General features: G+C 63.7%; 26 protein-coding genes. 14 read left to right on the top strand and 12 right to left on the bottom strand.

The window, feature by feature from the left end; translation table 11 throughout:
- Positions 1–565, bottom strand: a 565-nt coding sequence (locus ACEQXV_RS05270; protein ID WP_370268203.1) for an urease accessory protein UreD, incomplete at its 3' end; no start/stop codon positions are given.
- Here ACEQXV_RS05270 and ACEQXV_RS05265 point away from each other — a divergent pair.
- The gene (locus ACEQXV_RS05265) at positions 559–693 is read left to right on the top strand and encodes a hypothetical protein (protein ID WP_370268201.1); all 135 of its coding nucleotides are present in this window, start codon (positions 559–561) and stop codon (positions 691–693) included. The two genes, ACEQXV_RS05270 and ACEQXV_RS05265, sit on opposite strands and share 7 nt — an antisense overlap.
- Positions 694–864: 171 nt before the next feature.
- On the opposite strand, the gene ACEQXV_RS05260 is transcribed toward ACEQXV_RS05265, so the two are convergent.
- A complete protein-coding gene (locus tag ACEQXV_RS05260) occupies positions 865–1731 on the bottom strand; it encodes a MurR/RpiR family transcriptional regulator (protein ID WP_370268200.1) in 867 nt (288 codons plus the stop codon).
- A 153-nt stretch (positions 1732–1884) separates the two neighbouring features.
- Here ACEQXV_RS05260 and ACEQXV_RS05255 point away from each other — a divergent pair, with 153 nt between their 5' ends.
- The 8 genes from ACEQXV_RS05255 to ACEQXV_RS05220 all read left to right on the top strand — a co-directional run bounded on the left by ACEQXV_RS05255 (position 1885) and on the right by ACEQXV_RS05220 (position 10607).
- A complete protein-coding gene (locus tag ACEQXV_RS05255) occupies positions 1885–2670 on the top strand; it encodes an N-formylglutamate amidohydrolase (RefSeq protein WP_370254055.1) in 786 nt (261 codons plus the stop codon).
- Complete coding sequence (locus tag ACEQXV_RS05250) at positions 2663–3259, top strand: TRAP transporter small permease subunit (protein ID WP_370254057.1); 597 nt, start codon at positions 2663–2665, stop codon at positions 3257–3259. The genes ACEQXV_RS05255 and ACEQXV_RS05250 overlap by 8 nt, the downstream gene beginning before the upstream one ends.
- Positions 3259–4581, top strand: coding sequence for a TRAP transporter large permease subunit (locus ACEQXV_RS05245; protein WP_370254058.1), 1323 nt, complete (start codon positions 3259–3261; stop codon positions 4579–4581). Before ACEQXV_RS05250 ends, ACEQXV_RS05245 begins: the two co-directional genes overlap by 1 nt.
- Before the next feature lie 49 nt (positions 4582–4630).
- On the top strand, positions 4631–5665 hold the full coding sequence (locus ACEQXV_RS05240) for a TRAP transporter substrate-binding protein (RefSeq protein ID WP_370254059.1): 1035 nt from the start codon (positions 4631–4633) through the stop codon (positions 5663–5665).
- Between the two features lie 65 nt (positions 5666–5730).
- Complete coding sequence (locus ACEQXV_RS05235) at positions 5731–7092, top strand: glutamine synthetase family protein (RefSeq protein ID WP_370254061.1); 1362 nt, start codon at positions 5731–5733, stop codon at positions 7090–7092.
- 78 nt (positions 7093–7170) lie between these two features.
- On the top strand, positions 7171–8553 hold the full coding sequence (locus tag ACEQXV_RS05230; protein WP_370254062.1) for an aldehyde dehydrogenase family protein: 1383 nt from the start codon (positions 7171–7173) through the stop codon (positions 8551–8553).
- Positions 8550–9695: an iron-containing alcohol dehydrogenase gene (locus ACEQXV_RS05225; protein ID WP_370268199.1), complete on the top strand. Its 1146-nt coding sequence runs from the start codon at positions 8550–8552 to the stop codon at positions 9693–9695. Before ACEQXV_RS05230 ends, ACEQXV_RS05225 begins: the two co-directional genes overlap by 4 nt.
- A 90-nt stretch (positions 9696–9785) precedes the next feature.
- The gene (locus tag ACEQXV_RS05220) at positions 9786–10607 is read left to right on the top strand and encodes an alpha/beta hydrolase (RefSeq protein ID WP_370268197.1); all 822 of its coding nucleotides are present in this window, start codon (positions 9786–9788) and stop codon (positions 10605–10607) included.
- Positions 10608–10721: 114 nt separating this feature from the next.
- Here the strand turns inward: ACEQXV_RS05220 and ACEQXV_RS05215 are convergent, their stop codons facing one another.
- From ACEQXV_RS05215 to ACEQXV_RS05185, 7 genes are all read right to left on the bottom strand, one after another.
- Positions 10722–11549: a MaoC family dehydratase N-terminal domain-containing protein gene (locus ACEQXV_RS05215; protein ID WP_370268196.1), complete on the bottom strand. Its 828-nt coding sequence runs from the start codon at positions 11547–11549 to the stop codon at positions 10722–10724.
- Positions 11546–12676: a molybdenum ABC transporter ATP-binding protein gene (gene modC, locus ACEQXV_RS05210; protein WP_370253967.1), complete on the bottom strand. Its 1131-nt coding sequence runs from the start codon at positions 12674–12676 to the stop codon at positions 11546–11548. The genes ACEQXV_RS05215 and modC overlap by 4 nt, the downstream gene beginning before the upstream one ends.
- On the bottom strand, positions 12673–13365 hold the full coding sequence (gene modB, locus ACEQXV_RS05205; RefSeq protein ID WP_370253966.1) for a molybdate ABC transporter permease subunit: 693 nt from the start codon (positions 13363–13365) through the stop codon (positions 12673–12675). The genes modC and modB overlap by 4 nt, the downstream gene beginning before the upstream one ends.
- 4 nt (positions 13366–13369) lie before the next feature.
- The gene (gene modA / locus ACEQXV_RS05200; RefSeq protein ID WP_370253965.1) at positions 13370–14140 is read right to left on the bottom strand and encodes a molybdate ABC transporter substrate-binding protein; all 771 of its coding nucleotides are present in this window, start codon (positions 14138–14140) and stop codon (positions 13370–13372) included.
- Positions 14141–14194: 54 nt separating this feature from the next.
- Positions 14195–14566, bottom strand: coding sequence for a winged helix-turn-helix domain-containing protein (locus tag ACEQXV_RS05195; RefSeq protein ID WP_370253963.1), 372 nt, complete (start codon positions 14564–14566; stop codon positions 14195–14197).
- Positions 14567–14646: 80 nt separating this feature from the next.
- Entirely contained in the window at positions 14647–15525 is an 879-nt protein-coding gene (locus ACEQXV_RS05190; protein WP_370268195.1) for a DUF1932 domain-containing protein, read from the bottom strand.
- Between the two features lie 99 nt (positions 15526–15624).
- Positions 15625–16533 (bottom strand): LysR family transcriptional regulator, encoded by a 909-nt coding sequence (locus tag ACEQXV_RS05185; RefSeq protein WP_370253961.1) that lies wholly within the window; start codon positions 16531–16533, stop codon positions 15625–15627.
- A gap of 108 nt (positions 16534–16641) precedes the next feature.
- Between ACEQXV_RS05185 and ACEQXV_RS05180 the strand changes: the two genes are divergently transcribed.
- From ACEQXV_RS05180 to ACEQXV_RS05165, 4 genes are all read left to right on the top strand, one after another.
- Positions 16642–17565, top strand: a complete 924-nt coding sequence (locus ACEQXV_RS05180; protein ID WP_370253959.1) for an amidohydrolase — start codon at positions 16642–16644, stop codon at positions 17563–17565.
- A complete protein-coding gene (locus tag ACEQXV_RS05175; protein WP_370268194.1) occupies positions 17562–19490 on the top strand; it encodes a TRAP transporter permease in 1929 nt (642 codons plus the stop codon). The genes ACEQXV_RS05180 and ACEQXV_RS05175 overlap by 4 nt, the downstream gene beginning before the upstream one ends.
- 20 nt (positions 19491–19510) lie before the next feature.
- The gene (locus ACEQXV_RS05170; protein WP_370253957.1) at positions 19511–20485 is read left to right on the top strand and encodes a TAXI family TRAP transporter solute-binding subunit; all 975 of its coding nucleotides are present in this window, start codon (positions 19511–19513) and stop codon (positions 20483–20485) included.
- Positions 20486–20553: 68 nt separating this feature from the next.
- The gene (locus ACEQXV_RS05165) at positions 20554–21210 is read left to right on the top strand and encodes a dienelactone hydrolase family protein (protein WP_370253955.1); all 657 of its coding nucleotides are present in this window, start codon (positions 20554–20556) and stop codon (positions 21208–21210) included.
- A gap of 16 nt (positions 21211–21226) precedes the next feature.
- Here ACEQXV_RS05165 and ACEQXV_RS05160 read toward each other — a convergent pair whose 3' ends face one another.
- Positions 21227–21976, bottom strand: coding sequence for a TSUP family transporter (locus tag ACEQXV_RS05160; protein ID WP_370253954.1), 750 nt, complete (start codon positions 21974–21976; stop codon positions 21227–21229).
- Positions 21977–22011: 35 nt separating this feature from the next.
- Here ACEQXV_RS05160 and rraA point away from each other — a divergent pair, with 35 nt between their 5' ends.
- Positions 22012–22497: a ribonuclease E activity regulator RraA gene (gene rraA / locus ACEQXV_RS05155; protein ID WP_370253953.1), complete on the top strand. Its 486-nt coding sequence runs from the start codon at positions 22012–22014 to the stop codon at positions 22495–22497.
- Positions 22498–22502: 5 nt separating this feature from the next.
- Here the strand turns inward: rraA and ACEQXV_RS05150 are convergent, their stop codons facing one another.
- A complete protein-coding gene (locus ACEQXV_RS05150) occupies positions 22503–23480 on the bottom strand; it encodes a D-2-hydroxyacid dehydrogenase family protein (protein WP_370268191.1) in 978 nt (325 codons plus the stop codon).
- Between the two features lie 40 nt (positions 23481–23520).
- Positions 23521–24914 (bottom strand): thiamine pyrophosphate-binding protein (locus ACEQXV_RS05145; protein WP_370268190.1); only part of this gene is annotated, 1394 nt, incomplete at its 5' end.

The following is a 24914-nucleotide window of genomic DNA, read 5'->3' as shown; positions in this document are numbered from 1 at the left end:
GGATCAGGCTGGCCCCGCCGGTTTCGGGCAGACGTGCTCTGATCCGCTCCAGGCACGCCTCGGCCCCCGGCGTCGCGAAGACGAGGCTCGCCATGGCAGTCGCGCCTGCGCCGATGGCATGACCCTGCATCTGTTCGGCGAGGTTGCCCGCGATCCTGGTGGCATCGGCGAAGATCAGTTCGCCCGCCCGCCGAATGTCGACCCGGTCGGCAAGGCTGATGTCCGTCAGCGTTTCGCCCATGGCGCGGCGGCCAAAGACCAGTGGTTCAACCATCAGGAAAGTCGCGTCGCGGGCCATGTCGACCGACAGGCGGCGACGCAGGCAAGAGCCGTTGAACAGGATGGTTTCCTGCGGCAGCCAGTCGAGCCGAGCACCGGGGCCGATGTGCAGACGGGTCTCGACCGTTCCTGTTTCACCGGGCTGCGCGCGGTAGATGCGTTCAGCGGCCTGCGTTGTCAGGGCCAGTTGCGCGCCCTGTTCGGCCTCGGCCTCGATCTGGAACATGTCGCCGCCCGTGACACCGCCCGAGGTGATGAGCGTGACGGCGAGGGTCAGGCATGGCACATCGCGAGGGAAAGCACGCGCAAGGCCCCGGACTGGCGCAACCCGGAAAGCCCCTTGGTGCCTGCCACGATCCGCGCCACGCCAATGGCACGTGGCTGCGCTTCCGGCCCGGTGAGCGACTGAACTGACAGCGGCCTGTTGATGGGACTCTCCCTCGGTCATTCCGAGTCCCGAGCGTCTGCCGAGGTGCATGAGGTGGGAAGTGCGGGATCATATGCCAAGGCTCGCCGCACCACCGCGTGCACGAAGATTGGGCACCAGTGGCGAATCCGCCCAAGAAACAGGCGGCGGCAGAACGATCAGGAAAACTTCCTGAAAAGCCGGGTCATATCGAACAACTCGTCCAGTCGGTCATACCGGTCTTGCGTTTCGGGCCAGCATTTTTCCTGCGTTGCGGCGATCAGTGCCTCGACCATCATCATCGTGGCGATATTGGAATCCCAGGCGGAAGGAATTTCCACCCAGCAATTGAAGACCTGGGACGCCACCTTGGCGACGGGCGAGGCCCATTGGTCGGTGATCAGGATCACGTTGACTCCGCGCGGGGCGACCAACTCGCCAAGCCGTTCGAGATTGGTTTCGTATCTGCGCACGTCGAACATCAGCAGCGTGTCGCCCTCGACCATGTCCAGCACGTAATGCGGCCAGGTGGCCGACGAAGAGGTCATATGGGTAACTCGGGGCCGAATCGCCTGGAAATGGGTGAAAGAATAGTCTGCCAGCGCCCGCGTTATGCGTCCGCCCACGACGTAAAGCCGCCCCTTGGTATCGGCCAAGCGCTCGACCGCTGCATCGAACTGGGCGGTATCCACGTTCTCGAAGGTCTGGCCGATATTGTGCGTCACCGCCTCGGCGAAACGGTTGAGCATATGCGAGTCAGGGGCAGCTGCGGCCCAGGCTGCGCGGCGCTGTGTCGGCCCCGAGGCGCGCGCCTCCAGTTCCGCCAGCAGCGCCTTGTGAAACTGGGGATATCCCTTGAAACCAAGCTTCTGCACCATGCGGGCGACAGTGGGCGTTGATACCCCTGCATTGGCCGCAACGATCGTGATCGACGCCAGGCCTGCTGAGGGGTAGTTTTCCAGCAGAGCATTCGCGAACTTGCGCTCGGACTGCGTCAGAGCAGAGTAGTTTTCGCGGATCAATTCGCGAACGGTCGTCGTTGGCATCACGATCCCTCCTCAGACACACACTGCCAAAAACCTGAGCATTACGGCTCGGTGACATAGCAGGAGCGCGTGCGGGCTCCAAGCGTTCTGAAAAAATATTGACAGAATGACAGACGAAGGAAAGGATATTTTCACAAACGGGACGGAATCGGGATGTCGGCAGCACTGGACACAGCGCGACAAGAGGCGGTTGAGGTCATCAACGCCGAGGGCCAAGGCCCTGTCGTCTTGCTGTGCGAGCACGCCTCCCACCACATCCCCGAGCGTTACGAAGGGCTTGGTCTGGCCGCGGAGGACAGGCTGAGCCACGCCGCATGGGACCCCGGCGCACTTGGCGTTGCGCGGGAGTTGTCCGTGCTGCTCGATGCCCCCCTGATTGCCAGCCGCGTGTCGCGGCTCGTCTATGATTGCAACAGGCCGCCCGAGGCCCCGAGCGCCATGACCGAGCGGTCCGAAGCCATCGAGGTTCCCGGGAACAGGAACCTCAGCGAAGCAGGCCGCTCCGAACGAGAAACAAGCGTCTACCGCCCCTTCTGCGACAGCGTGGGCGCGGTGCTGGACGGTCGCCGGGACAGCAAATCTCCCGCTGTATTGGTGACCGTCCATAGTTTCACACCGGTGTTTCATGGCCGTGAAAGACCGGTGGAAATTGGCATCCTGCACGACGCGGACAGCCGCGTTGCCGACGTGATGCTGGCCCATGCGGGCGACCTCCCGCATCGTCGGATCGCCCGCAATGAACCCTACGGCCCCGACGACGGGGTCACCCACTCGCTGCGCCTGCATGGGCTCAGCCGCAACCTTCCGAACGTGATGATTGAAATTCGTAACGACCTGCTGACAACCAAGGACGACGAAGCGGCCTTGGCGCGCGAAGTGATGCAGCTGCTTGTGCCGGCACTGGACGCGCTAAAGCCCGGGGGGCCGCAAGATGCCTAGAGCGGTGCTGGCCTATATCCGCGCGATCGACCGGATGAACCACTTCATCGGGCGCATCGCGATGTACATGATCTTCGTTCTGATCGGCATCCTGCTGTGGAGTTCGGTGTCAAAGACCTTCTTCAACCCGGCTCAATGGACACTGGAAACCGCGCAATTCGTAATGGTGGCCTATTACGTCCTTGGCGGGCCCTATTCGATCCAGCTCGGCTCCAACGTTCGGATGGACCTGTTCTATGGCAACTGGAGCCCGCGGACTAAGGCCTGGGTCGATGCGCTGACCGTGCTGTTCCTGCTCTATTACCTCGGCGTGCTCTTCGTTGGTGCGGTCGGGTCCACGGCCTATGCGCTCGGCTATTTCGGGATGGAGCCCTTCACCTTCTTCAAGGACCTGTTCGTCGCTTTCCTGACCGGCGGGATTGACGGCGCATCCGAGGAAATCGGCTTCCTCGAACGGAGCCCGACAGCGTGGCGGCCCGTTCTCTGGCCAATCAAGGTAACGCTCTGCATCGGGGTAATGCTGATGATCCTGCAAGCCTCGGCCGAGTTCTGCCGCGATATCTGCACCATTCGCGGGGAGGAGGTCTGATGTCCTACGAACTGATCGCCTTCCTGATGTTCAGCTCGATGATGCTGATGCTGTTCACCGGCCAACGCGTCTTCGGGGCGATCGGCTTCGTCGCGGCGCTGTCGGGCGTGCTGCTCTGGGGCACTGGCGGGGTCGAAATCCCCTTCGCGGCAGCGATGAAGCTGATGCGGTGGTATCCGCTGCTGACGCTGCCGATGTTCATCTTCATGGGATACGTGCTGTCGGAATCCAAGATCGCCGACGACCTTTACCGGATGTTCCACGTCTGGATGGGCCCGGTGCGCGGCGGGCTGGCCATCGGCACGATCGGGCTGATGGTCCTGATTTCCGCAATGAACGGCTTGTCTGTCGCGGGCATGGCCATCGGTGCCACCATCGCGCTGCCGGAACTGCTGCGCCGGGGTTACGACAAGATCATGGTGACGGGCGTCATCCAGGCCGGATCGTCGCTCGGCATCCTTGTGCCGCCCTCGGTGGTGCTGGTTCTGTACGCCATGATCGCGCGCCAACCCGTCGGGCAGCTGTGGCTGGCAGGCGTTCTGCCCGGGCTGATGATGGCGGCGATGTTCATCATCTACATCTATGTCCGCTGCCGCATGCAGCCCGAACTCGGCCCTGTCCTGCCCGAGGAGGAGCGCAACGTTCCCATGGCCGAGAAGCTGCGCCTGCTGCGCGCGGGCCTGCTGCCGCTGGTCATCTTTGCCACCATGATGATCCCTTTCGTCAATGGCTGGACCTCGCTGGTGGAAAGCTCCGCTATCGGGGCGATGACCGCGTTCCTGGCGGCCGTGTTCAAGGGGCGCATGACCCGCGAGGTGTTTGAAACCTCGGTGCGCAATACGCTCGGCATTTCGTGCATGTTCATGTGGATCATCCTCGCCGCGCTCGGCTTCGGGGCGATCTTCGACGGGCTCGGGGCCGTGCGCGCGATCGAGAACCTGTTCACCGACCAACTGCATCTCGGGCCCTGGACGATCCTGATCCTGATGCAGCTGAGCTTTATCATCATGGGCACGTTCCTCGACGACACCGCGATGCTGGTGATCGTGGCGCCGCTCTACGTGCCGCTGGTCGATGCGCTTGGCTTCAACCTGATCTGGTACGGGGTGCTTTACACGATCACGACCCAGATCGCCTACATGACGCCGCCCTTCGGCTACAATCTCTTCCTCATGCGCGCGATGGCCCCGCCCGAGATCGGCCTGCGCGACATCTACCGCTCCATCGTGCCCTTCGTCGGGGTCATGGTGCTGGCCCTGATCCTGGTCATGGCCTTCCCCCAGATCGCGATGTGGCTGCCGGACTACGTTTACAACCGATAACAAAAGACCCCCGAAACGGGGGCACCCCCTGAAACAAGGAGAAGTGACCATGACGACAAGACGCAAGTTCCTTCAAACCGCCGGTGTCGGCGCGGCTGCCGCCGGGCTTGCCACGCCGGCCATTGCCCAGAACACGATCCGCTGGCGCATGCAGACCTATGCCGGTCCGGCCCTGGCCGAGCATGTGATCACGCCGGCCATCAACATGTTCAACCAGATCGCGGGCGACCGGATGCAGATCGAGCTGTTCTACGCCGATCAACTGGTTCCCACGTCCGAACTGTTCCGCGCCATGCAGCGCGGCACGATCGACGCGGTGCAGTCGGACGACGACTCGATGGCGTCGCCAACCGAAGTGACCGTCTTCGGCGGCTACTTCCCCTTTGCCTCGCGCTACTCGCTCGACGTGCCGGTGCTGTTCAACCAGTACGGGCTGAACGAGATCTGGGACGAAGCCTATTCCGCCGTGGGCGTGAAGCACATCTCGGCCGGGTCCTGGGACCCGTGCCACTTCGCGACCGTCGACCCGATCCGCAGTCTTGCCGATCTTCAGGGCAAGCGGGTCTTCACCTTCCCGACCGCAGGTCGCTTCCTCAGCCAGTTCGGCGTAGTGCCGGTGACCCTGCCCTGGGAAGACATCGAAGTGGCCGTGCAGACGGGCGAGCTTGACGGCATCGCCTGGTCGGGCATCACCGAGGACTACACCGTCGGGTGGGCCAACGTGACCAACTACTTCCTGACCAACAACATCTCGGGCGCATGGGCCGGGTCCTTCTTTGCCAACATGGACCGCTGGAACGATCTGCCCGAAGACCTGCAGACCCTCTTCCGCGTCTGCTGCGACCAGTCGCACTACTATCGCCAGTGGTGGTACTGGGGTGGCGAAGCCGCGCTGCGCGTCCACGGCACCGAGATGGAACTGACCTCTATCCCCGATGATGAATGGGCCCAGGTCGAAGCCGCCGCACAGGATTTCTGGGAAGAAATCGCCGCTGAATCGGAAACGAAACGGCGTGTGGTGGAAATCTTCCGGCGCTATAATGCGGATATGCAGGCCGCTGGCCGCCCCTACCGCTACACCTGACCTACGGCGCCTCGGCCCCGTCGTGCGGGCCGAGGCACACCCCTTATGCGTTACAGGAATACACCATGTCCGCCATCCTGAGCTTCGAAACCCTCAAGGACCAAGTCGATAGCGGCGCGGTCGATACCGTGCTGGTTTGCGCGGTCGACATGCAGGGCCGCCTGATGGGCAAGCGCTTCCACGCCGTGAACTTCGTGGAAAGTGCCTGGAAGGAAACCCATTGCTGCAACTACCTGCTGGCCACCGATATCGAGATGGCGACCCCTGACGGCTATGCCTCGACCAGCTGGCGCGCGGGCTATGGCGACTATGTGATGAAGCCCGACCTGACCACGCTGCGCCCGGTGCCGTGGCTTGAAGGCACGGTCATGGTGATGTGCGATCTTCAGGACCATCACACCCACGAGGACGTGCCGCATTCGCCGCGCGCCATCCTGAAGCGCCAGATCAAGCGGCTGGAAGCCCTTGGCTATGACGCCATGATGGCAACCGAGATCGAGTTCTTCCTCTTTGAAAAGAGCTTCGATGAGATCCGCAAATCGGGTTTCCGCGACATGCAGCCCATCAGTGGCTACAACGAGGATTACCACATCTTCCAGACCACCAAGGAAGAGCACGTGATGCGGCCCATCCGCAATCACCTCTTCGCCGCCGGCATCCCGGTGGAAAATTCCAAGGGCGAGGCCGAGACCGGGCAGGAAGAGCTCAACATCCGCTACGGTGCGGCGCTCGCGACCGCGGACAATCACACCATCGCGAAAAACGCCGTGAAGGAAATCGCCTGGCAGAATGGCCATGCCGCGACCTTCATGCCCAAGTGGCACCACGACAAGGTGGGCAGCTCCAGCCATGTGCATCAGTCGCTTTGGAAAAACGGCGTGCCCGCGTTCCATGATGAAAACGACCCGCTCGGCATGTCGGAGCTGATGAAGAGCTACATGGCCGGGCTGATCAAATACGCCAGCGACTACACCTATTTCCTGGCCCCCTATATCAACAGCTACAAGCGCTTCCAGAAGGGCAGCTTCGCCCCAACCCGCACCGTCTGGTCGGTGGACAACCGCACCGCCGGGTTCCGCCTGTGCGGCGACGGCACCAAGGCTGTCCGGGTCGAGTGTCGTATCGGCGGATCGGACATGAACCCCTACCTCGCCATGGCCGCGATGCTGGCGGCCGGGATCAAGGGGATCGAGGACAAGCTGACGCTGGAGCCTCCCTTCAAGGGAGACGCCTACGAAGGCGACGTGGGCCATATCCCCGGCACGCTGCGCGATGCGGCCGAGACGCTGCGCAATTCCGCCATGCTGCGAGAGGCCATGGGAGACTGGGTGATCGACCACTACACCCGCGCCGCCGAAGTGGAGATCGAGGATTTCGACCGCGTTGTGACCGACTACGAGGTCGCCCGTGGATTTGAACGGGCCTGAGGCCCGCGAACTTGCAACAAGCCGCCCGAACCGCTCCGCCAGACAGACGGGGCAATCGGGGGCTTTCCAGAGGACCCGATGACCAAGGTTTTGAAATGCATCTCTCCGATCGATGGATCGGTCTTCGCCGAACGCCCCGTGCTGGACCACGGGGCCGCCGCCGCGCTTGTCGAACGCGCCCGCGAGGCACAGGCCCTTTGGGCTGCGCGCCCCGTGCAGGAGAGGATCGACCTCGTTCTGGCCGGTGTCGCCGCCGTCGGCGCGATGAATGACGACATCGTCCCGGAACTGGCCGCCATGATGGGCCGCCCGGTGCGATACGGGGGCGAATTCGGCGGCTTCAACGAACGCTCGCAATACATGGCCGAGATCGCGGAAACCGCGCTGGCCGATATCGCCGTGGGCGAGGATGCCACCTTCAAACGCTACATCAAGCGCGTGCCTCATGGCGTGGTCTTCGTCGTGGCCCCCTGGAACTATCCTTACATGACGGCGATCAACACGATCGCCCCGGCGCTCATCGCGGGCAATACGGTCGTGCTGAAACATGCCACTCAAACCCTTCTGGTGGGCGAGCGCATGGCCCGCGCGTTCCACTCGGCCGGTGTGCCCGAGGACGTGTTCATCAACGTCTTCCTGGACCATGACACCACGTCGGGCCTGATCGCGGATGACGCCTTCGATTTCGTCAACTTCACCGGCTCCGTCGGTGGCGGGCGTGCGATGGAGCGGGCCGCGGCTGGCACCTTTACCGGGCTTGGCCTGGAACTGGGCGGCAAGGATCCGGGCTATGTCATGGAGGATGCCGATCTGGACGCTGCAGTCGCAACGCTGATGGATGCCGCGATGTATAACAGCGGCCAGTGCTGCTGCGGGATCGAACGTGTCTATGTGCATGAAAGCCTGTTCGCCGCCTTCGTGGAGAAATCGGTTGAACTCGTGAAGGGCTACAAGCTCGGCAATCCGCTCGACCCCGAGACCACGCTTGGCCCGATGGCCAATGTCCGCTTTGCAGAGGAAGTGCGCGCCCAAATCGCCGAGGCAGTGGCGGCGGGCGCAACGGCGCATATCCCCACGTTGGAGGGCGATGATGGCGGCGCCTATCTCTCGCCCCAGATCCTGACCAATGTCAGCCATGACATGCGCGTCATGCGCGATGAAAGCTTCGGCCCGGTCGTGGGCATCATGCCCGTGCGCGATGACGAGGAAGCGATCCGGCTGATGAACGACAGCGAATTCGGCCTGACCGCCAGCCTGTGGACTGCGGATATCGACCGCGCGATGCGGGTGGGCGACCAGATCGAAACCGGCACCGTGTTCCTGAACCGGGCGGATTATCTGGACCCGGGCCTGTGCTGGACCGGCTGCAAGAACACCGGCCGCGGGGGAGGCCTGTCGGTCATCGGCTACCACAACCTCACGCGCCCCAAATCCTACCATCTCAAGAAGGTAACGACATGAGCCTCACGGGAAACTGGTCTTATCCGACCGCCGTCAAGTTCGGCGCTGGCCGTATTTCAGAACTTCCGCAAGCCTGCGCGCAGGCCGGCATCAAGCGCCCGCTTCTGGTCACGGATCGGGGATTGCGCGATCTGCCGATCACGACCGACGTGCTGGATATCATGGAAGACAACGGCCTTGGCCGCGCCATGTTCGCCGACGTCGATCCCAACCCGAACGAGAAGAACCTCGACGCGGGCCTCGCGGTCTATCGTGAGGGCGGGCATGATGGCGTGATTGCCTTCGGCGGTGGTTCCGGGCTCGACCTCGGCAAGATGGTGGCCTTCATGTCGGGCCAGACGCGGCCGATTTGGGATTTCGAGGACATCGGAGACTGGTGGACCCGCGCCGATCCCGCCGGAATCGCCCCCATCATCGCGGTTCCGACGACCGCGGGAACCGGGTCGGAAGTGGGGCGCGCGAGCGTGATCACCAACTCCGAAACTCATGTGAAGAAAATCATCTTCCACCCCAAGGTTCTGCCAAGCGTGGTCATCGCCGACCCGGAATTGACTGTGGGCATGCCAAAGGCAATCACGGCGGGGACAGGGCTCGATGCCTTCGCCCATTGCGTGGAAGCCTTCAGCAGCCCGCATTACCACCCGATGAGCCAGGGCATCGCCCTGGAGGGAATGCGCCTCGTCATCGACTACCTGCCGCGCGCCTACACGATCGGAACCGATATCGAGGCTCGTGCCCACATGATGAGCGCAGCAGCCATGGGGGCCACCGCCTTCCAGAAGGGCCTGGGCGCGATCCATGCCCTGAGCCACCCGATCGGCGCGGTCTATGGCACCCATCACGGCACCACGAACGCCGTTTGTATGCCCGCCGTGCTTCGGCTCAATGCTCCCGTGATCGAGCATCGCTTCGACAGGGCAGCCGCCTATCTGGGCATCGAGGGAGGTTTCCACGGTTTCCAGGCCTTCGTGCAGGAGTTCAACGACAGCCTCGGCATTCCACGCCGCCTGTCCGAGATGGGCGTAGGGCACGATCGGCTTGAGGAGTTGACGGAGATGGCGCTTCAGGATCCGTCCTGTGGCGGCAACCCGGTCGAACTGACCCGAGACAACGTCATGTCGCTCTTCGAGCAGGTCATCTGACCGCAGGCTTTTGCATTTGATCCCGGCACCGGGGCGGCGCTAGGCTTCGCCCCGGAACCGATCGCGGAATTGGATGGGAAGGTCTCGGATATGGACAGCACCGGCATCGACTGGGAAGACGCCCTGAACAACGCCGATCACATTCCGGGGGGCGATGGCTATCCCGCGATCTGGGAACAACGCGCGCATGCTTTCAGAGAGCGTTGGCCCCATCAGGAAACAGATATTGCCTACGGCGATGCGCCGCGTGAAAAACTGGACCTTTTCCGACCCGAAGGCCTGACGAAAGGACTCGTCGTTTTCGTGCATGGCGGGTACTGGATGCGCCTGCACAAGGGTCTGTGGTCCGACCTTGCGGAAGGCCCCCTGTCGCACGGTTGGGCGGTCGCCATGCCGGGCTACACCCTGGCGCCCGAGGCGCGCATTTCCCAGATCACCCGTCAGGTGGGCGCGGCCATCGAAAAGGCCGGGAAGATGGTCGAGGGGCCGATCAGGCTGATCGGGCATTCCGCCGGCGGGCATCTTGTGAGCCGCATGATTTGCCGAAACGGGCCGCTTGCGCCTGCGGTCAGCGATCGGATCGAGCGCGTCGTGTCCCTGTCCGGGGTGCATGACCTTCGCCCGCTGCGCCTTCATTCCATGAACGGGACGCTTCGCCTCGACGACGAGGAAGCCAAGGCGGAAAGCCCGGTCCTGCTTGATCCGCTGCCCGGGAAGTCCATCACCTGCTGGACAGGGGCGCTTGAACGGCCCGAATTCCTGCGACAGGCACAAGTGATGGCAGAGGCCTGGCAGGACAAGACCGGCATGACCCCCGCCTTTTACGAGCCCGGTCGGCACCATTTCGACGTGATCGACGGGTTGAAGCAGGCGGATCACCCGCTGACCGAGGCCCTGCTGCAAGACAGGTGAGCAAGACGGAAAAAATCTTCCGGAAGATTTTTTCCGGGATCCATCAGAAGAATTTTCCGGAAAATTCTTCTATCCCCGCCGGGTAAGTTTTTTCAGGAAAAAACTTACCCTTCGTCACCTGCCGGCCTCTGCCTGCATGGTCACGACCCCGTCGGTTTCTCGTCTCACGCGGAGGCCCAGCCCACCGGGTGCCTCCCGCGCTTCGACCCTGATCGGAATGCCTGCAACAAGCGGCGTCAGCCCGCGATAGGCAAAACGGCTTGGCAAATGGCCGAAGCACTCGGCCGCAAGGTTCTGCATCCAGGTCGCCTGAAGGGGTCCATGCACCACGAGGCCGTCATAGCCTTCCACCCCGGTTGCATAGGGATGATCGTAATGAATCCGATGACCGTTGAAAGTCAGGGCCGAGAACCTGAAGAGCAAGGTTGCGTCGGGAACGATCTGCCAACTGGCCACGACACTCCACTCTTCTGCCGGTTGCAACGAGCTGCGCGCGCCCGGTTTTGGATCTTCCCGATAGACAATGTCCTGCCGCTCGCTCAGCCGGAGTTCGCCGGCAACCTCGTAACAGTGGTCTACCGTCACGAAACCTAGCGGGCCACTTCGCCCCTGCTTGAAGGTCACATCCCGGATCGTGGTCACGCGGGTGACGGCATCGCCTTCCTCGAAAGCAGAATGAACATGCAACTCTCCTCCGGCCCACATGCGGCGCGGTAGGGGAAGCTTGGGCAGAACGAGGCCGGGCCGGGGATGCCCGTCGCGCCCCAGGTCTTCCGCCCCGGCGAGGTCAGGCGCAATGCACCACTGCATGCCACCTGGCACACGGGAAGGCCCGCAGGCCTGCCCAAGCGTCACGCGCAACTGAGCCAGTTTTTGAGAGGTGATACTATCGGAATGGTCGCTGCGCCGTCCGATCCAGTCGGCGTAATCCGTATTGGTCATTCTATCTCCTCTGGCGCAACGCGGCTTTCCTCATGGCCACCGTCCTGCCCGCCTACATCTTCGGGGGCAATGGCCACCGTCTTGATCACTGCGTGACATTCGGTTCCAGGGGACAATCCGAGCGCCGCGACAGACCGCCGGGTGACCCGCGCCAGCAGCGTTCCCGCAGGTGTCCTCAACGACAGGATGGCCCCGGGGCCATCGCCGGAGCGGATGTCGATGACAATGCCCGGCAGTATATTGAGGGCCGAGAGCCCATCGGGCCTATCCCGGGACAGGATCACGTCATGCGCCGCGATGCGAACCCGAGCCCGGCTGCCCGGGGCTTGCGCAACCCTGGGCAGGAACAAGGGGAATCCCCCTGCATCGAGTTCCGTCAATCCGTCCTCGTGGTGGCGCGCCACGCGCGCCGTCAACATGGCCCCGGCAGAGCGCGCGCCAAGGGGAGTCACCTCCGGGTCGGCCAGCACGTCGGTTGCTGACCCATGCCGCACCACCCGACCGTTTTCCAACACCACGACTGTTGTGGCCAATCGGGCCACTTCCGCCGCCGAATGGCTGACATAGAGGATCGGAATGTCGACCTCGTCGCGCAGCCGTTCCAGATAGGGCAGGATCTCGGCCTTGCGCGCCTCGTCGAGCGACGCGAGAGGTTCGTCTGCCACGATCAGGCGCGGTGCCGACAGAAGTGCCCTCCCGATGGCCACGCGCTGTTTTTCGCCTCCCGACAGCTTGGCGGGACGACGCTCCATCAAGTGTTCGATCCCCAGCATTTCGACCACATGGCGTTCATCTTCCAACACGGCCCCCGCGGGGGCGAAACGCCGCCCATATTCGAGGTTTTGCCGAACGGTCAGATGCGGAAAGAGCCGCCCCTCCTGGAAGACATACCCGATGCGTCGCCGATGCGGGGGCAGCCAGAGTCCCTGGGTGCTGTCCATCAACACCATCTCATCGGCAACGATTCGACCTGCCTCGGGACGAACCAGCCCCGCCACGGCGTTGGCGATGGTCGTCTTTCCGGACCCGGACCGCCCGAAAAGCACGGTGACGCCGCGCGGGGCCTCGAAACGTGCCTGCACTTCGAAACCGGGCGTCCTGTGGGTTATGTCGACGGACAGTGTCATTGGCCTGCCACCCTTGCCGCAACCCGGCGCGATATGACCTCGGACAGCAGCAATGCCGCCATCGCCACCCCGACGGAAACGAGCACCAGGCGTAGGGCTGCATCTTCCCCGCCCGGCACCTGAAGAAAGGCGTAGATGGCAGAGGGAACGGTTCGTGTCTGGCCGGGAATGTTCGACACGAAGGTAATCGTGGCCCCGAATTCCCCCATTGCCTTTGCAAAGGCAAGGATCGCGCCCGCAATGATGCCCGGCAGGATCATCGGAAGCGTGACGGTCGCGAACACCCAGAACCGGGATGCCCCGAGGGTCGCAGCGGCTTGCTCCAGCTTCGGATCGACCGCCTCGATCGACAGGCGTATCGCGCGCACCATCAAGGGAAACGCCATCACTGCCGCCGCGAGTGCTGCACCGCTCCACCGAAAAGCGAAGACGATACCCAAATCCTGCAAGACGCTGCCAACGGGCCCACGGGTTCCGAAGGTCATCAACAAGAGGTAGCCCGTGACCACCGGCGGCAGGATAAGCGGCAGGTGCACCAATCCATTGACCAACCCGTGACCGGGAAAGCGCCAGCGAGCCAGGGCATAGGCTGTAAAGATCCCCAGGGGCAGCGACAGCAGCGTCGCCCAAAGCGACACCCGCAGCGACAAGGCCACCGCCTGCCATTCTTCGGGACCAAGCCACACCATGCGTCTAGTCCTCCCTTGCCAGGGAAAACCCGTGAGTACGCCAAATCGAACGCGCCTCAGGGCCGCCGAGATAGGCCAGGAATTGCAGAACATCCGGAGTGGCACGCCCCTCTATCGCCGCAACCGGATAGACGATCGGGCTGTGGCTTTCGGCTGGGAAAGTGCCGATCACCGAGACATCCCGCGTGGCACGCGCGTCGGTCTCGTAGACGATGCCGAGCTGTGCCTCGCCCACGGAAACCAATGTCAGGGCCGCGCGAACGTTGTCGGTTTGCGCCACCCGTGGGGCGACTTCGTCCCACAAGCCGAGCGAGACCATCGCCTCGCGCCCATAGATGCCTGCCGGAACCGCCTCTACCAAGGCCATGGCCAGCCAGCCCCCGTCTAGCAGCGCGGGCAGGTCGAGCTCTGACGAGATATCGACGGGGGGCATGTCACCATGCGCCACGAGGACGAGCCGGTTGCCCAACAAATCGCGGCGGGTGCCAGGTTCAATCAATCCGCCCTCTGCCAGCCAATCCATCCACTCGGCGTTTGCAGATAGGTAAAGGTCGGCGGGCGCCCCCTGTTCGATCTGCCTCGCGAGAACCGAGGACCCGGCGAAGGACAAGGTCACGCCCTGCCCCGTCTGATCCTCGTAGTGGTCTGCGATCTCTTCCAGCGCAGTGGACAGGCTGGCCGCTGCGAACACGGTGACCTCTCCCCACAGCGAGGACGGTGCCCAGATTGCACCGGCAAGCAGCACGGGCAGGGTGAGATCGCGGAACGTGGCCATCAAGCGCCGCCGCCAATCTGCGCAAGGCGTGTCGTCCGGGAATATGGCATCTCGCTATGCCTCATGGGACATATCCTTCAGCATTGCGCGCAGTGCCCCGATGCGGGCCGCCCCTGCCTCGGCCGTGATGTCCTCGAGCTTTCGGAAGTGCTCCAATACCTGTTCGCCTGCTTCTGTCAGTTGCGCCCCGCCGCCACGCGCCCCGCCACGGGCGCTGGCCACCAGGGGATCGCGGAACGCCTGGTTCATCTCATCCACAAGACCCCAGGCACGCTTGTAACTCATGGACATGGCCCGCCCTGCGGCTGAAATCGAGCCTGTCTGCTGAATGGCTTCCAGCAAGTCCGCCTTGCCGGGGCCAAGCATCGCGTCCTCACCGAAGAGGATACGCAGGCGCAATCTTGGAGGGGCGGGTTGGTCAGACATGGTTCAGGTTGAGATTGATCGGCTTGCAGGCTTTCTTTATATCCTGCGGGAAATAACGAAAGCCTGCAAGCCCTAGCGCATCAAAGCGTGTTCAAGACAGCGTCCAACCGGGTCTCCAACACATCCTCACCCGGATCGGCCCCTGTCTGTCCGATCCTCTCCTGCCACTCCACGCAGGCGTGAACCATGTCGGCCGGCAGCCCGAGAGCTTCGACCGTCAAGGCAACTTCACGCATCTCGGCGGCTCGGCGGCGTCCGTGCACGATCATACGCTCAAGGTTATAGGCCCCGCGCAGGCGCCAGTCGATTTCAGGAAAAGAGCCGGACAATGATGCCAGAACCTGGTTCTCGACGCCCGCCCGTCGGGCGGACAGAAAGCATTCTGCCATCAGCGCCTCCATCCCCTTGACCATGACCGACCGCAGCATCTTGATCGTCGAGGCCTGTCCCACGTCGTCCCCGGCAATCTCGGGGCGCATGTCGAGGGCCTTGAGAACAGCCCCCGCCGCCTCTGCATGAGGACCCGAAATCGTCAGCGGAACATGATGGCGCTTGGGATGCACAGGGGCCATGACGGCAACATCGACATAGCGCCCACCTGCGTCTTCGATCAGCTTGGCAGCCGCACGCTTAGTGTCGGGTGCGCAGGAATTGCAATCGAACCAAAGCGTGCCCCGACCCAAAGCGGGAGCGGCCTGCTGCGCCGCGATCAGCGCCTGGTCGGCGGTCACGACGGAAAACACCGCCCCCACCCCATTCAGAGCGTCGGCAGCAGTATCGCACCCTCGAATGCCGGCCTGAGCATAGGCCTCCAGCATCGCACCCCGTGTCGCATCGGATGCGGTCTTGATGTCAAAGGCCGCGAAATCCTCGGGCCGTTCTGGGGCCCACCCGGACAGGAAGGCGCGGGCGGCTTCTCCGAAGCCGATAAAGGCGATGCGGGGCGTGTTGGCGGTCATAACGAAGTCCTTTCAGCGGCAGGATGGCATGGGATCATGGATCGACCTACGTCTCATTGCGCAGATTGAATGTGCCCCACGCATTCCGAATGCCCCCTGTCAGGGCTGCTGGCAGGCCGCGATGATCTGGCCGCGCAACCAGGAATGCGCGTCATCGGCATCGTATCGACGATGCCAGATGAGGTGATTGGCAATCGGGGCGACCTCTAGCGGGACCGGAGCAGTGGTAAGCGGGTAGCGGCGGGCGAAATAATGCGCCGTCCTATGAGTGAAGACACCAACGAGATTCGACTGCAACAGAAGCTCCGGCACGATCGTGAAACTCATCAGCGTGGCCGAAATCGTGCGGCTCAGCGCATGGGCATCCAGCACCGAGTCGAACGCGGCGCGGCGATCCCCGGTCGAGCTGACGACGAGATGCGGGAAAGACAGGATGTCGGTTAGCGCGGGATCGCCCCCCTGCGCCAACAAGGGGTGATCCTGCCGGCAAAGGCAAACGAACTGATCCTCGAAGGCGAAGAACCGTTTGATATGGGGCGGGGTCCGGTCGATCCAGCCTATGGCGAGGTCGACTTCCCCGGTTTCGATCAGGCGGGTGGCATAGTCCCGGTCCGTTGTGCGCAGCGACACGACGAGGCCCGGTGCCAGCGCCCCGAGCTGTTCCAGGAAGGGCAGGATCACAGGCAGGTTGCAGCGATCTGGCGCGCCGATGACATAGCGCCCCGTGGCAGTGGCCGGATCGAAGGCCGAAACAGGCGACACACAAGCCCCGGCCTCGGCCACGATTGCGGCGACCATCGGCGCAAGTTCAGCGGCCTTTGGTGTCGGGCTCAAGCCTTCGGGTGTGCGCACCAACAGCGGGTCGCCGTAATAGTCCCGCAGACGTTTCAACGAGTTCGAAATGGCCGATTGGGTTCGGCCGAGTCGTTCTCCGGTTTTGGTCACGCTCCGCTCTTCCAGCAAGGTGTGCAAAACCAGGAACAGGTTGAGATCAAAATTATTGAGCATTTTCAATCATCCATCATTCTAGATGATAGAGTAAAACACGAATATCAATTTCCCAAATAAATCTGTCTTTCCTACGCTTTTACCTACGACGTAAAGGGGAGGACGCAGATGGCGGCACAGGACGCGGCAGCAATGGCACCGGCGGGGGCGGATCCCGATTACCTGCCCTTTCACCCTGCGCCTTCCCGCCCGCGCTTCCGTCCTCCTGCCGGGGCGGTGGACGCCCACTGCCATGTTTTCGGCCCTGCGGCGCTTTTCCCCTTCGCACCGGAACGCAAGTACACGCCCGTCGATGCCCCGGCCGATCAGCTCTTCGCCTTGCGGGACCACCTGGGCCTGTCGCGCAACGTGATCGTGCAGGCCACCTGCCACGGCAGCGACAACAGCGCCATGCTGGCGGCAATCGCCCGCTCACGGGGACTGGCGCGCGGGGTCGCAGTGGTATCCCCGACGATCAGCGATGCCGAGTTGCAGCGCCTTCACAAGGGCGGCGTGCGCGGCGTGCGGTTCAACTTCCTCAAGAGGCTTGTGGGCGATGCCCCCAAGGACGCCTACCGGGACATCGCCGCCCGGCTCGCCGATTTGGGCTGGCATATCGTCGTCTATTTCGAGAGCGCGGAACTGGATGACCTGGCCCCCTTTTTGACCTCCCTGCCCGGCACGGTCGTCATCGACCACATGGGTCGCCCGGATGTGTCCCAGGGGATCAAGGCCAAAGGGTTTCGCGCCGTTCAGCGACTGATGGACGAAAACGAGCGCTTCTGGATCAAGGCCACCTGCCCGGAGCGGCTGACGGAAGCGGGCCCGCCCTATGATGACGTTGTTCCCTTCGGCAAGACCCTGGTCGAGCGCTACCCCGACCGGGTGATCTGGGGCACTGACTGGCCGCATCCGAACATGCGCTCTCACATGCCCGATGACGGACAGCTGGTGGACTTCATCCCACGCATCGCGCCAACGCCTGAGTTGCAGAAGAAGCTTCTGGTCGACAACCCCATGCGGCTTTACTGGACAGAGGAGGTCGGCGCATGAGCGGGGTCGCGCAACCACCCAGATGGGTCAACCGCACCATTGGTGCGCTGGCGACGATCATGTGCGTGGCCTGCATCCTTTGGAACCTCGAAACCCACACGCGGCTGGGCTTTGCCGTGCTGCGACAGCAATACATGGCGCTGCAACTGGGTCTTGCGCTGGTCATCTGCTTCCTGCGCTACGGGTGGCACGGCGATGAGAAGCCGCGCGTTGGCTGGCTGGATGGCGCGATTGCCGCCACCTGTTTCGTCGTGCTCATGTATGCGGCCTGGGATTTCACCTGGCTCTTGCGCGAACAGGCTTACCGGCCCTGGCAGATCACCGTCATCGGAACCGTTGTGACGATCGCAGTGATGGAAGGCATCCGCCGCCGCGCGGGCTGGATGCTGTTTTCGATCGTCGCCGTGTTTCTTGTCTATGCGCTCTTTGCAGACCTGGTTCCGGGGCGCCTGATCGGGCGGGGACTGAGCCCGGTTCGGCTGGTGCAATATGTTGGCTTCGACCCGTCTGCAGTCTTTTCGACCCCGCTTGCAGTGGGAACGATCATCGTTCTGCTCTTCGTCTTCTTCGGCCAGCTTCTGTTTGCAGCGGGCGGCGGGGCCTTCTTCACCGATCTTGCCATGGCCGCGACAGGCCGCGCCCGGGGCGGCAGCGCCAAGATATCTGTGGTGGGTTCTGCGCTTTTCGGGTCGATCTCTGGCAGCGCCGTGTCGAACGTGGTCACCACCGGCGTCATCACCATCCCGCTGATGAAACGCGGCGGCTATTCGGACGAGGATTCCGGCGCGATCGAGGCCGTTGCCTCGACCGGGGGGCAACTGACCCCGCCGATCATGGGGGCAGCCGCCTTCCTGATGGCCGAGTTCCTGGAAATCCCTTACATCTCGGTCGCCGCCGCGGCGCTCGTTCCGGCGATCCTCTACTATCTCAGCGTCTTCGCGCAGGTGGACCTGATTGCCGGGCGGGACGGGATCAGCGCCCCCGACGAAGAGCGTATGACCGTGGTGCAGGTCCTGCGCGATGGCTGGCACTTCCTTTTTCCTTTCGGCCTGCTGCTGGTAGCCCTGTTCTGGTGGCGGATGGACCCTGAGGATTCTGCCCTGCTGGCCTCGGTTGCGATTGTTGTTGTGGGGTTTCTAAGGGGCTACCAGGGCACTCGGCTGACGCTGGAAACGCTTGGCCAGGTCTTCGTCAAGACCGGCACCTCGATGGTCGATCTCATCCTCGTGGTGGCCTCGGCGGGCTTCGTGATCGGTGTGCTGAACGTCACCGGGCTCGGCTTTGCGCTCACACTTGTCCTCGTCGATGCCGTCGGATCGAACGTCGTCCTTTTGCTGCTCATCTCGGCGCTGATCTGCGTGATCCTGGGCATGGGTATGCCGACGTCGGGCGTCTATGTGCTGCTGGCCGCGCTGGTCGCGCCCTCGCTGGTCGAGGCCGGGATCCAGCCGATCGCGGCCCATCTCTTCATCCTCTATTTCGGCATGATGTCGATGATAACGCCCCCCGTCGCGCTGGCGGCCTTCGCGGCGGCCACGATCACGGGCGCGGGCGCGCTGCGCACGGGGCTCGCAGCCATGCGCGTGGGATGGGCAGCCTTCATCCTGCCCTTCGCCTTCGTGGCGACGCCTGCACTCTTGATGCAGGGAAGCTGGGCCGAGATCGCCCTGACCGGGGGCCTGGCAGGCATCGGCATCATCGCGGTGACTGCCGGGGTCGTGGGCTACTGGGGGCGTCCACTCAACATGGGGCTGAGGCTGCTGGCCGTGGCCCTTGGTGCCTTTTCGCTGCCGCTTGGCTTTTTGACGCTCGGCCAGACTAGCGAAATCATTGCCGCCTGCGCCGCAATCGCGCTGGCCATTGCGCTGCACTTTCTGCCCGGGGCCGAAACGGCCCGGGCCACTACCGCATCACAATCGGACTGAACCAAGGGAGGAAGACAGACATGACCAACATGAAAACGCTGATAGGGGGTGGCCTTACCGCCCTGGCGATGAGCGCGGTCGCCGCCAGCGCCCAAGTGGTGACCATGGCCACCGGGGCGCAGGGCTCGGTTGCGTATAACTCGGGCCAGGCCGTTGGGCGCGTTGCCAATGACAATGGCATCACCGTGCGCACTCAGCCCCTTGTGGGCTACCTGCCCCTAATCAATTCCGGCGAAGTCGATTTCGGCTTCTCGAACGGGGTAGAGGCTGCCTTCGCCTATAGCGGCACTGGCAACTATGACCGCGCCAGCCCCAACATGCGTCTCGTGGGCGTGATGTTCCCGCTGACCACCAGCATCATGGCACCCTGCGACCTGGGCCTTGCCTCGGTGCAGGATCTCGTGGGCCGGGCGGGTGACCTGCGCATCGCGTCGGAATATGCCTCGTCGACCATCATTCCCTACTACATCGCGGGCGGGCTCGCGAATGCAGGGCTGAGCTATGACGACTTCCAGCAAGTGCCGGTCGCAAGCTTCGTGGACGGGATCAATGCGCTCGGGGATGAACTGGTCGATATCGCGCTGGTCAGTCTCAACGCAGGCGCCGGACAGCAGGCGTCGGTGCAACTGCAGGACCGTGGCGGGCTGTGCTACATCTCGCTCGATGACAGCGAAGAGGCCGTGGCCGCCTTCAACGAGTATCTGCCGGCCGGCTACCTCGTGTCGCTGCCGCAGAACGAGAACATCAACGGGCTTCAGGACTATGGCGCGAACCTGATGCGCATTCCGTGGATGATGCTGACCAATGCCGACGTGTCGGATGATCTGGTCTATGACATGACCCGCATCGTGGCCGAGAACAACGAGGCGCTGACCGAAGCGTTTGGCCTGTTCCGCCTTGCCCGCACCGAGATCATGGCCCCGGCCAACGAGGTGCCCTATCACCCGGGTGCCGTGCGCTACTACGAGGAGCACGGCATTCCCGTGAACCAGTAAACGCATCCGCCCTGCCCGGGGACCATTCCGGGCGGGGCCTCTTCCCGACATGCATGAAAGACTGCCAGATGATGACGGAACTGACGGCCGCTGACGGCCACAAGCTTGACTGCTGGATGGAACCGGCACAGGGCACGCGCCGTGGGGGCGTTGTGATCCTGCAAGAGATTTTCGGGATCACCGACCAGCTCAAGGGCGTTGCCGCGCGCTATGCCGCCCAGGGCTACGAGGTTGCCATCCCCGCCCTGTTCGACCGCCATGAAAAAGGCGCGCTCATTCCCTTCGCCGAGGCGCCCCGTGGCCGCGACATGATGCTGGCCTCTGACCTTGCGCAGACCATGGCGGATGTCGATGTCGCCGTGGCAGCCCTGGCTGCGAATGGCGGCAAGGTGGGGGTAATCGGTTTTTGCTGGGGTGGCGGCCTGGCGCTGCGCGCGGCGCAGAAATGCGACGTGGCCTGCGCCGTGGCCTTCTATGGCACTCGCCTGCCCCAATATCTCGACAGCCCGCTTCGCGCGCCGTTCCTTGGGCATTTCGGAACGACCGATGACCATGTTCCGCCGGAAATGCTGGCCGAGGCGCAGGCCTACCTGCCCGATATGCAGGTCCACATGTACGAGGCGGGCCATGCCTTCGCCAACGATGCGCGCCCCTCGTTCGTGGCAGATGCCGCGGACCAGGCACACAAGCGCACCGAGGCTTTCCTGGCAGAACATGTGGGGTGACGGACCGGGGCTGGCGCTAACCTGTCAGCCCCGCCCAGATAAGCCGGGCCGAGATCAGCACCAGAAGCACGTCAAGCGCGCGTTTAAAGCCGTGATCCGTCATGCGGTTGAGCAGATGACGCCCGATGAACGTGCCCGCAAGCCCCGCGACGATCAGGGACACGATCACCGGTGCCCAGGCACTGAAGGCAAATCCAAGCAGCCCGAAGATCAGCACTTTCAGCCCGTGCTGCACTGTCATCAGGGCCGCGTGCGTGGCAACATGTTCATGCCGGGGAAGGGCCAGCGACTTGGTGTAGTTGGCCACGAAAAGCCCTGTCGCGCCGAAGAACATTGTCAGGAAGCTCGACACGCCTCCGGTCAGCCATGGCCAGCGCGCGAGCCACTTCGGCGGCTTGGCAAAGACGCTGTAGATCACGAAGGCCCCGACCCCGATCTGCACCATGCTGGGTGGCAGTTCGACCACGACAACCCCGCCAAGCGCGCAGCCCACGACCGAACCAAGCACGAAGCCCGGCAGCGCGGGCCCGCTGATCTGCCGCCAGAGCATTCCCGCCCGACCGGCGTTCGATCCAAGTTGCACCACCCCGTGCACGGGGATCAGCGCAGCGGGCGGCACCAGGCTGGCCATGACTGCCAGCAACAGCCCGCCACCCCCGATCCCAAGAGCCACCGTGATGAACGAGCTTATGAAGCTGAAGGCCAGCAGCACCCAGAAGGCCAGCGCCGTCAGCCCCTCGGGCAGGCTGGTCAGGGCATCGATCATCGCGCATTCTCCCTCATCCCGACAGGAGCCATCTCATGACACCCACTTGCGATCTCTATGACCATTTCCTCGATACCTGCGGCGTGCTGCCCCCCGCCTTGCGCCACTATGGCGGTCACGGGCGCTTTCACGGACCCGCGATGACGGTCAAAACCCATGAGGTCAACAGTCGCGTCAAGGAACTGGTGAACACGCCGGGGAACGGGCGTGTGCTGGTCGTCGATGGTGGCGGGTCGCTGCGCCGGGCCCTGACGGGCGACGTGATCGCGGCAGAGGCCGCTGCGAACGGGTGGGCAGGTATCGTGATCTGGGGCGCGGTGCGCGACGTGGCGTTGCTGGCCGAAACGCCCGTGGGCATCATGGCGCTCGGCCATACGCCCAGGAAATGTGTCCGCAAGGGCGAAGGCGAAACCGGCATCGACATCGTGGTCGACGGCGTGGCCGTCCGGCCTGGCGACATGATCGTGGCGGATGAGGATGGGGCCCTTGTTATCCCGAAAGACCTGCCCCTGCCCGGCTGAATGGCTCACCCCCGCCCCCGCACCTCGGGGTTGATCATGTGGATCGGCGCGCCGTCTGCATAGGCGTTGATCTGCTCGTAGATGTCCGTGAACTGGAGGTCCAATTCGTCCTCGGTCACGTAGCCGATATGGGGCGTGGCGATGACATTCGGGTGCTGGATCACCGGGTCGCTGGTGTCGGTCAGCGGTTCCACGTCGAAGACGTCAAGCGCCAGCCGCCCGGGCCTGCCGACGGAAAGGGCCGCTTCCAGCGCGCCCTTCTCCACCAGTCCCGACCGGGAAGTATTGACGAAGGTCGCCGAGGGTTTCATCGCCAGAAGATCGGCTGCCGTGACGATCCCGCGTGTGGCAGGCTTCAGTCGCACGTGAAGCGACACGAAATCGCTCTCCTCGAAAAAGGCTTTGCGGCTTGCGGCGACGTTTTGCCCATCGGCCTCGGCCCGGGCGCGGCCCTCTTCCGACCCCCACCAGGCGACATCCATCCCGAAGGCCCGGGCATAGCCCGCAACCTGTTTTGCAATACGTCCGTATCCGTATAGCCCAAGCCTGCGACCGGCCAATGTCTGCCCCGGGGCCATCTGCCAGTTGCCTGCGCGCAGGGACGCCATCTGCTGCGGGATCTGCCGGGCCGAGGCGAGGAGGAGCGCAAAGGTCAGTTCCGAGGCCGCAATGGAGGGCGTGTCGGAATGCATGTTGGAACAGAGCAGAACTCCGTTCGCCGTGCAGGCTGGCACATCCACATGGGGATAAACGCTGCGCTGGCTGATGAGCTGGAGGTTGGGGAGCCGCTCCAGCAGCGCCGCCGTGACGGGCGTGCGCTCACGGAACAGCACCAGCGCCTCGGCCCCGGCTAGCCGCTCGGCCAGCACGTCCACATCTTCTACATGATCGTTCCAGACGGTCACGTCGTGTCCATCCAGAAGGCTGAAACTGTTCAGGGTTCTCAGCGTGTCGAACCAGTCATCAAGGATATGGACTTTCATCAACGGGCTCCCTGTTCTGTATTGGGTCCTGGCACCAACCCTAACTTACCGTTTCAATCCCGGGATGGGCCCGACGGATCAAGGGGGAATAGACGCGGTCCGAGACCGGCACGTCCCACACCGCTGCGCCGCCGGTTTTCGCAAAGCGGGCGATCATCGCGGGCAGGTCGGCAAGGTCGGTCACGGTTTCGCCCGCGATGCCGAACCCCCGCGCGATGGCGGCAAGATCCGTCCGGCCAAAGACCGCTCCCGCATCCGACAGCCCGTCGGCGCGCAGCTTGTGGATTTCAGAGCCGTAGGCGCCGTCGTTCAAGGCGATCACAAGGATGTTCATCTCGTGGCGGCGCATCGTCTCCAGTTCCTGCACATGCATGAGCAAGCTGCCGTCCCCGTCGAAGAGCACGACGGTTTCCTCTGGACAGGCCGCCGCCACGCCCATGGCGAAGGACGTGCCGTTGCCGATCGCGCCAAACTCGCGGATGGTCAGGAACTTTTCCCACGGGCGCGAGGGCATGTGGGCGACATAGTAGGAACAATGGCCCGAGCTGTTCACCATCTGCCAGTCGGAGGGCAGGTGGGTTTCCAGCGCGGCCACCACATCGCGCGGATCGTGCAGGCCGGGTTCAGGTGCAAAGGCGCTGCCATCGGCGGGCTCCGAGGCGATCCGGGCCGCGAGGGCGGGGGTGCGCCACTGCGTGGCGCGATCCTCAAGCATCCCGGTCAGCGCCTCGACCCCGAGCCGCGCGTCGGCCCGCAGGTGGGCCTCGGCGGCGATGCGGCCCTGGCTGACGGCGACCGGGTCCGTGTCGATCTGAAGAACCTTGGCATTCGGCCAGAGCGTGCCGCCATCGGCGTTGTGCCGCGCCAGCGAACAGCCCACGGCTATCACGAGGTCCGCCTCGGCAAAGCATTCCCGCGCAATGTCGGAAGAAAAGCCCCCGGCGACGTTGAGGTTGAAGGGATCACCCGCGAAAATGCCCCGCGCGGGCAAGGTTGCCGCAAGGAGCGCGTCGCACTTTCGGGAAAGCGCGCGGCAGGCCTCCCCTGCCCCGGCCTCGACCGCGCCGAGACCGGCCATAACGACGACCCTTTTTGCGCCGGCAACCAGTGCAGCGGCGTCGTGCAAGTCGGCAGGATTTGGCGGAATGGCCGAGGGTTGGGGCAAGAGCTGCACCGAGGATACGGGCAGATCATCGCCCCCGTCCCATGGCAGGTTCTGAAGATCGAAGGGAATGCCCAGAACCACCGGCACCCGGTCGCGCCGGGCCTCCAGAAAGGCATCGCGGATCGCGGTTGGCATGCGCTCCGGCCAGTGCAGCGACCGGTATCGCGCGCCCGTCGCTGTCACGAACGGGGCCTGATCGATCCCCTGGTTGTACCAACCCTGCTTCAACGGCGCCTCGCCTGCCATCACCACGAGGGGCAGATGTGCCC

This window comes from Nioella sp. (assembly GCF_964229645.1).
Classification (GTDB): Bacteria; Pseudomonadota; Alphaproteobacteria; order Rhodobacterales; family Rhodobacteraceae; genus Nioella.
Note: the sequence above shows the minus strand (reverse complement) of the source record. Positions and strands in the feature narration are given on the sequence as shown.

What these genes read in the sequence shown, in the direction of transcription:
- ACEQXV_RS05265 (WP_370268201.1), top strand. Translation starts at nt 559, where the DNA reads ATGGCACATCGCGAGGGAAAGCACGCGCAAGGCCCCGGACTGGCGCAA.
- ACEQXV_RS05260 (WP_370268200.1), bottom strand. Translation starts at nt 1,731, where the DNA reads ATGCCAACGACGACCGTTCGCGAATTGATCCGCGAAAACTACTCTGCT.
- ACEQXV_RS05255 (WP_370254055.1), top strand. Translation starts at nt 1,885, where the DNA reads ATGTCGGCAGCACTGGACACAGCGCGACAAGAGGCGGTTGAGGTCATC.
- ACEQXV_RS05250 (WP_370254057.1), top strand. Translation starts at nt 2,663, where the DNA reads ATGCCTAGAGCGGTGCTGGCCTATATCCGCGCGATCGACCGGATGAAC.
- ACEQXV_RS05245 (WP_370254058.1), top strand. Translation starts at nt 3,259, where the DNA reads ATGTCCTACGAACTGATCGCCTTCCTGATGTTCAGCTCGATGATGCTG.
- ACEQXV_RS05240 (WP_370254059.1), top strand. Translation starts at nt 4,631, where the DNA reads ATGACGACAAGACGCAAGTTCCTTCAAACCGCCGGTGTCGGCGCGGCT.
- ACEQXV_RS05235 (WP_370254061.1), top strand. Translation starts at nt 5,731, where the DNA reads ATGTCCGCCATCCTGAGCTTCGAAACCCTCAAGGACCAAGTCGATAGC.
- ACEQXV_RS05230 (WP_370254062.1), top strand. Translation starts at nt 7,171, where the DNA reads ATGACCAAGGTTTTGAAATGCATCTCTCCGATCGATGGATCGGTCTTC.
- ACEQXV_RS05225 (WP_370268199.1), top strand. Translation starts at nt 8,550, where the DNA reads ATGAGCCTCACGGGAAACTGGTCTTATCCGACCGCCGTCAAGTTCGGC.
- ACEQXV_RS05220 (WP_370268197.1), top strand. Translation starts at nt 9,786, where the DNA reads ATGGACAGCACCGGCATCGACTGGGAAGACGCCCTGAACAACGCCGAT.
- ACEQXV_RS05215 (WP_370268196.1), bottom strand. Translation starts at nt 11,549, where the DNA reads ATGACCAATACGGATTACGCCGACTGGATCGGACGGCGCAGCGACCAT.
- modC (WP_370253967.1), bottom strand. Translation starts at nt 12,676, where the DNA reads ATGACACTGTCCGTCGACATAACCCACAGGACGCCCGGTTTCGAAGTG.
- modB (WP_370253966.1), bottom strand. Translation starts at nt 13,365, where the DNA reads ATGGTGTGGCTTGGTCCCGAAGAATGGCAGGCGGTGGCCTTGTCGCTG.
- modA (WP_370253965.1), bottom strand. Translation starts at nt 14,140, where the DNA reads ATGGCCACGTTCCGCGATCTCACCCTGCCCGTGCTGCTTGCCGGTGCA.
- ACEQXV_RS05195 (WP_370253963.1), bottom strand. Translation starts at nt 14,566, where the DNA reads ATGTCTGACCAACCCGCCCCTCCAAGATTGCGCCTGCGTATCCTCTTC.
- ACEQXV_RS05190 (WP_370268195.1), bottom strand. Translation starts at nt 15,525, where the DNA reads ATGACCGCCAACACGCCCCGCATCGCCTTTATCGGCTTCGGAGAAGCC.
- ACEQXV_RS05185 (WP_370253961.1), bottom strand. Translation starts at nt 16,533, where the DNA reads ATGCTCAATAATTTTGATCTCAACCTGTTCCTGGTTTTGCACACCTTG.
- ACEQXV_RS05180 (WP_370253959.1), top strand. Translation starts at nt 16,642, where the DNA reads ATGGCGGCACAGGACGCGGCAGCAATGGCACCGGCGGGGGCGGATCCC.
- ACEQXV_RS05175 (WP_370268194.1), top strand. Translation starts at nt 17,562, where the DNA reads ATGAGCGGGGTCGCGCAACCACCCAGATGGGTCAACCGCACCATTGGT.
- ACEQXV_RS05170 (WP_370253957.1), top strand. Translation starts at nt 19,511, where the DNA reads ATGACCAACATGAAAACGCTGATAGGGGGTGGCCTTACCGCCCTGGCG.
- ACEQXV_RS05165 (WP_370253955.1), top strand. Translation starts at nt 20,554, where the DNA reads ATGATGACGGAACTGACGGCCGCTGACGGCCACAAGCTTGACTGCTGG.
- ACEQXV_RS05160 (WP_370253954.1), bottom strand. Translation starts at nt 21,976, where the DNA reads ATGATCGATGCCCTGACCAGCCTGCCCGAGGGGCTGACGGCGCTGGCC.
- rraA (WP_370253953.1), top strand. Translation starts at nt 22,012, where the DNA reads ATGACACCCACTTGCGATCTCTATGACCATTTCCTCGATACCTGCGGC.
- ACEQXV_RS05150 (WP_370268191.1), bottom strand. Translation starts at nt 23,480, where the DNA reads ATGAAAGTCCATATCCTTGATGACTGGTTCGACACGCTGAGAACCCTG.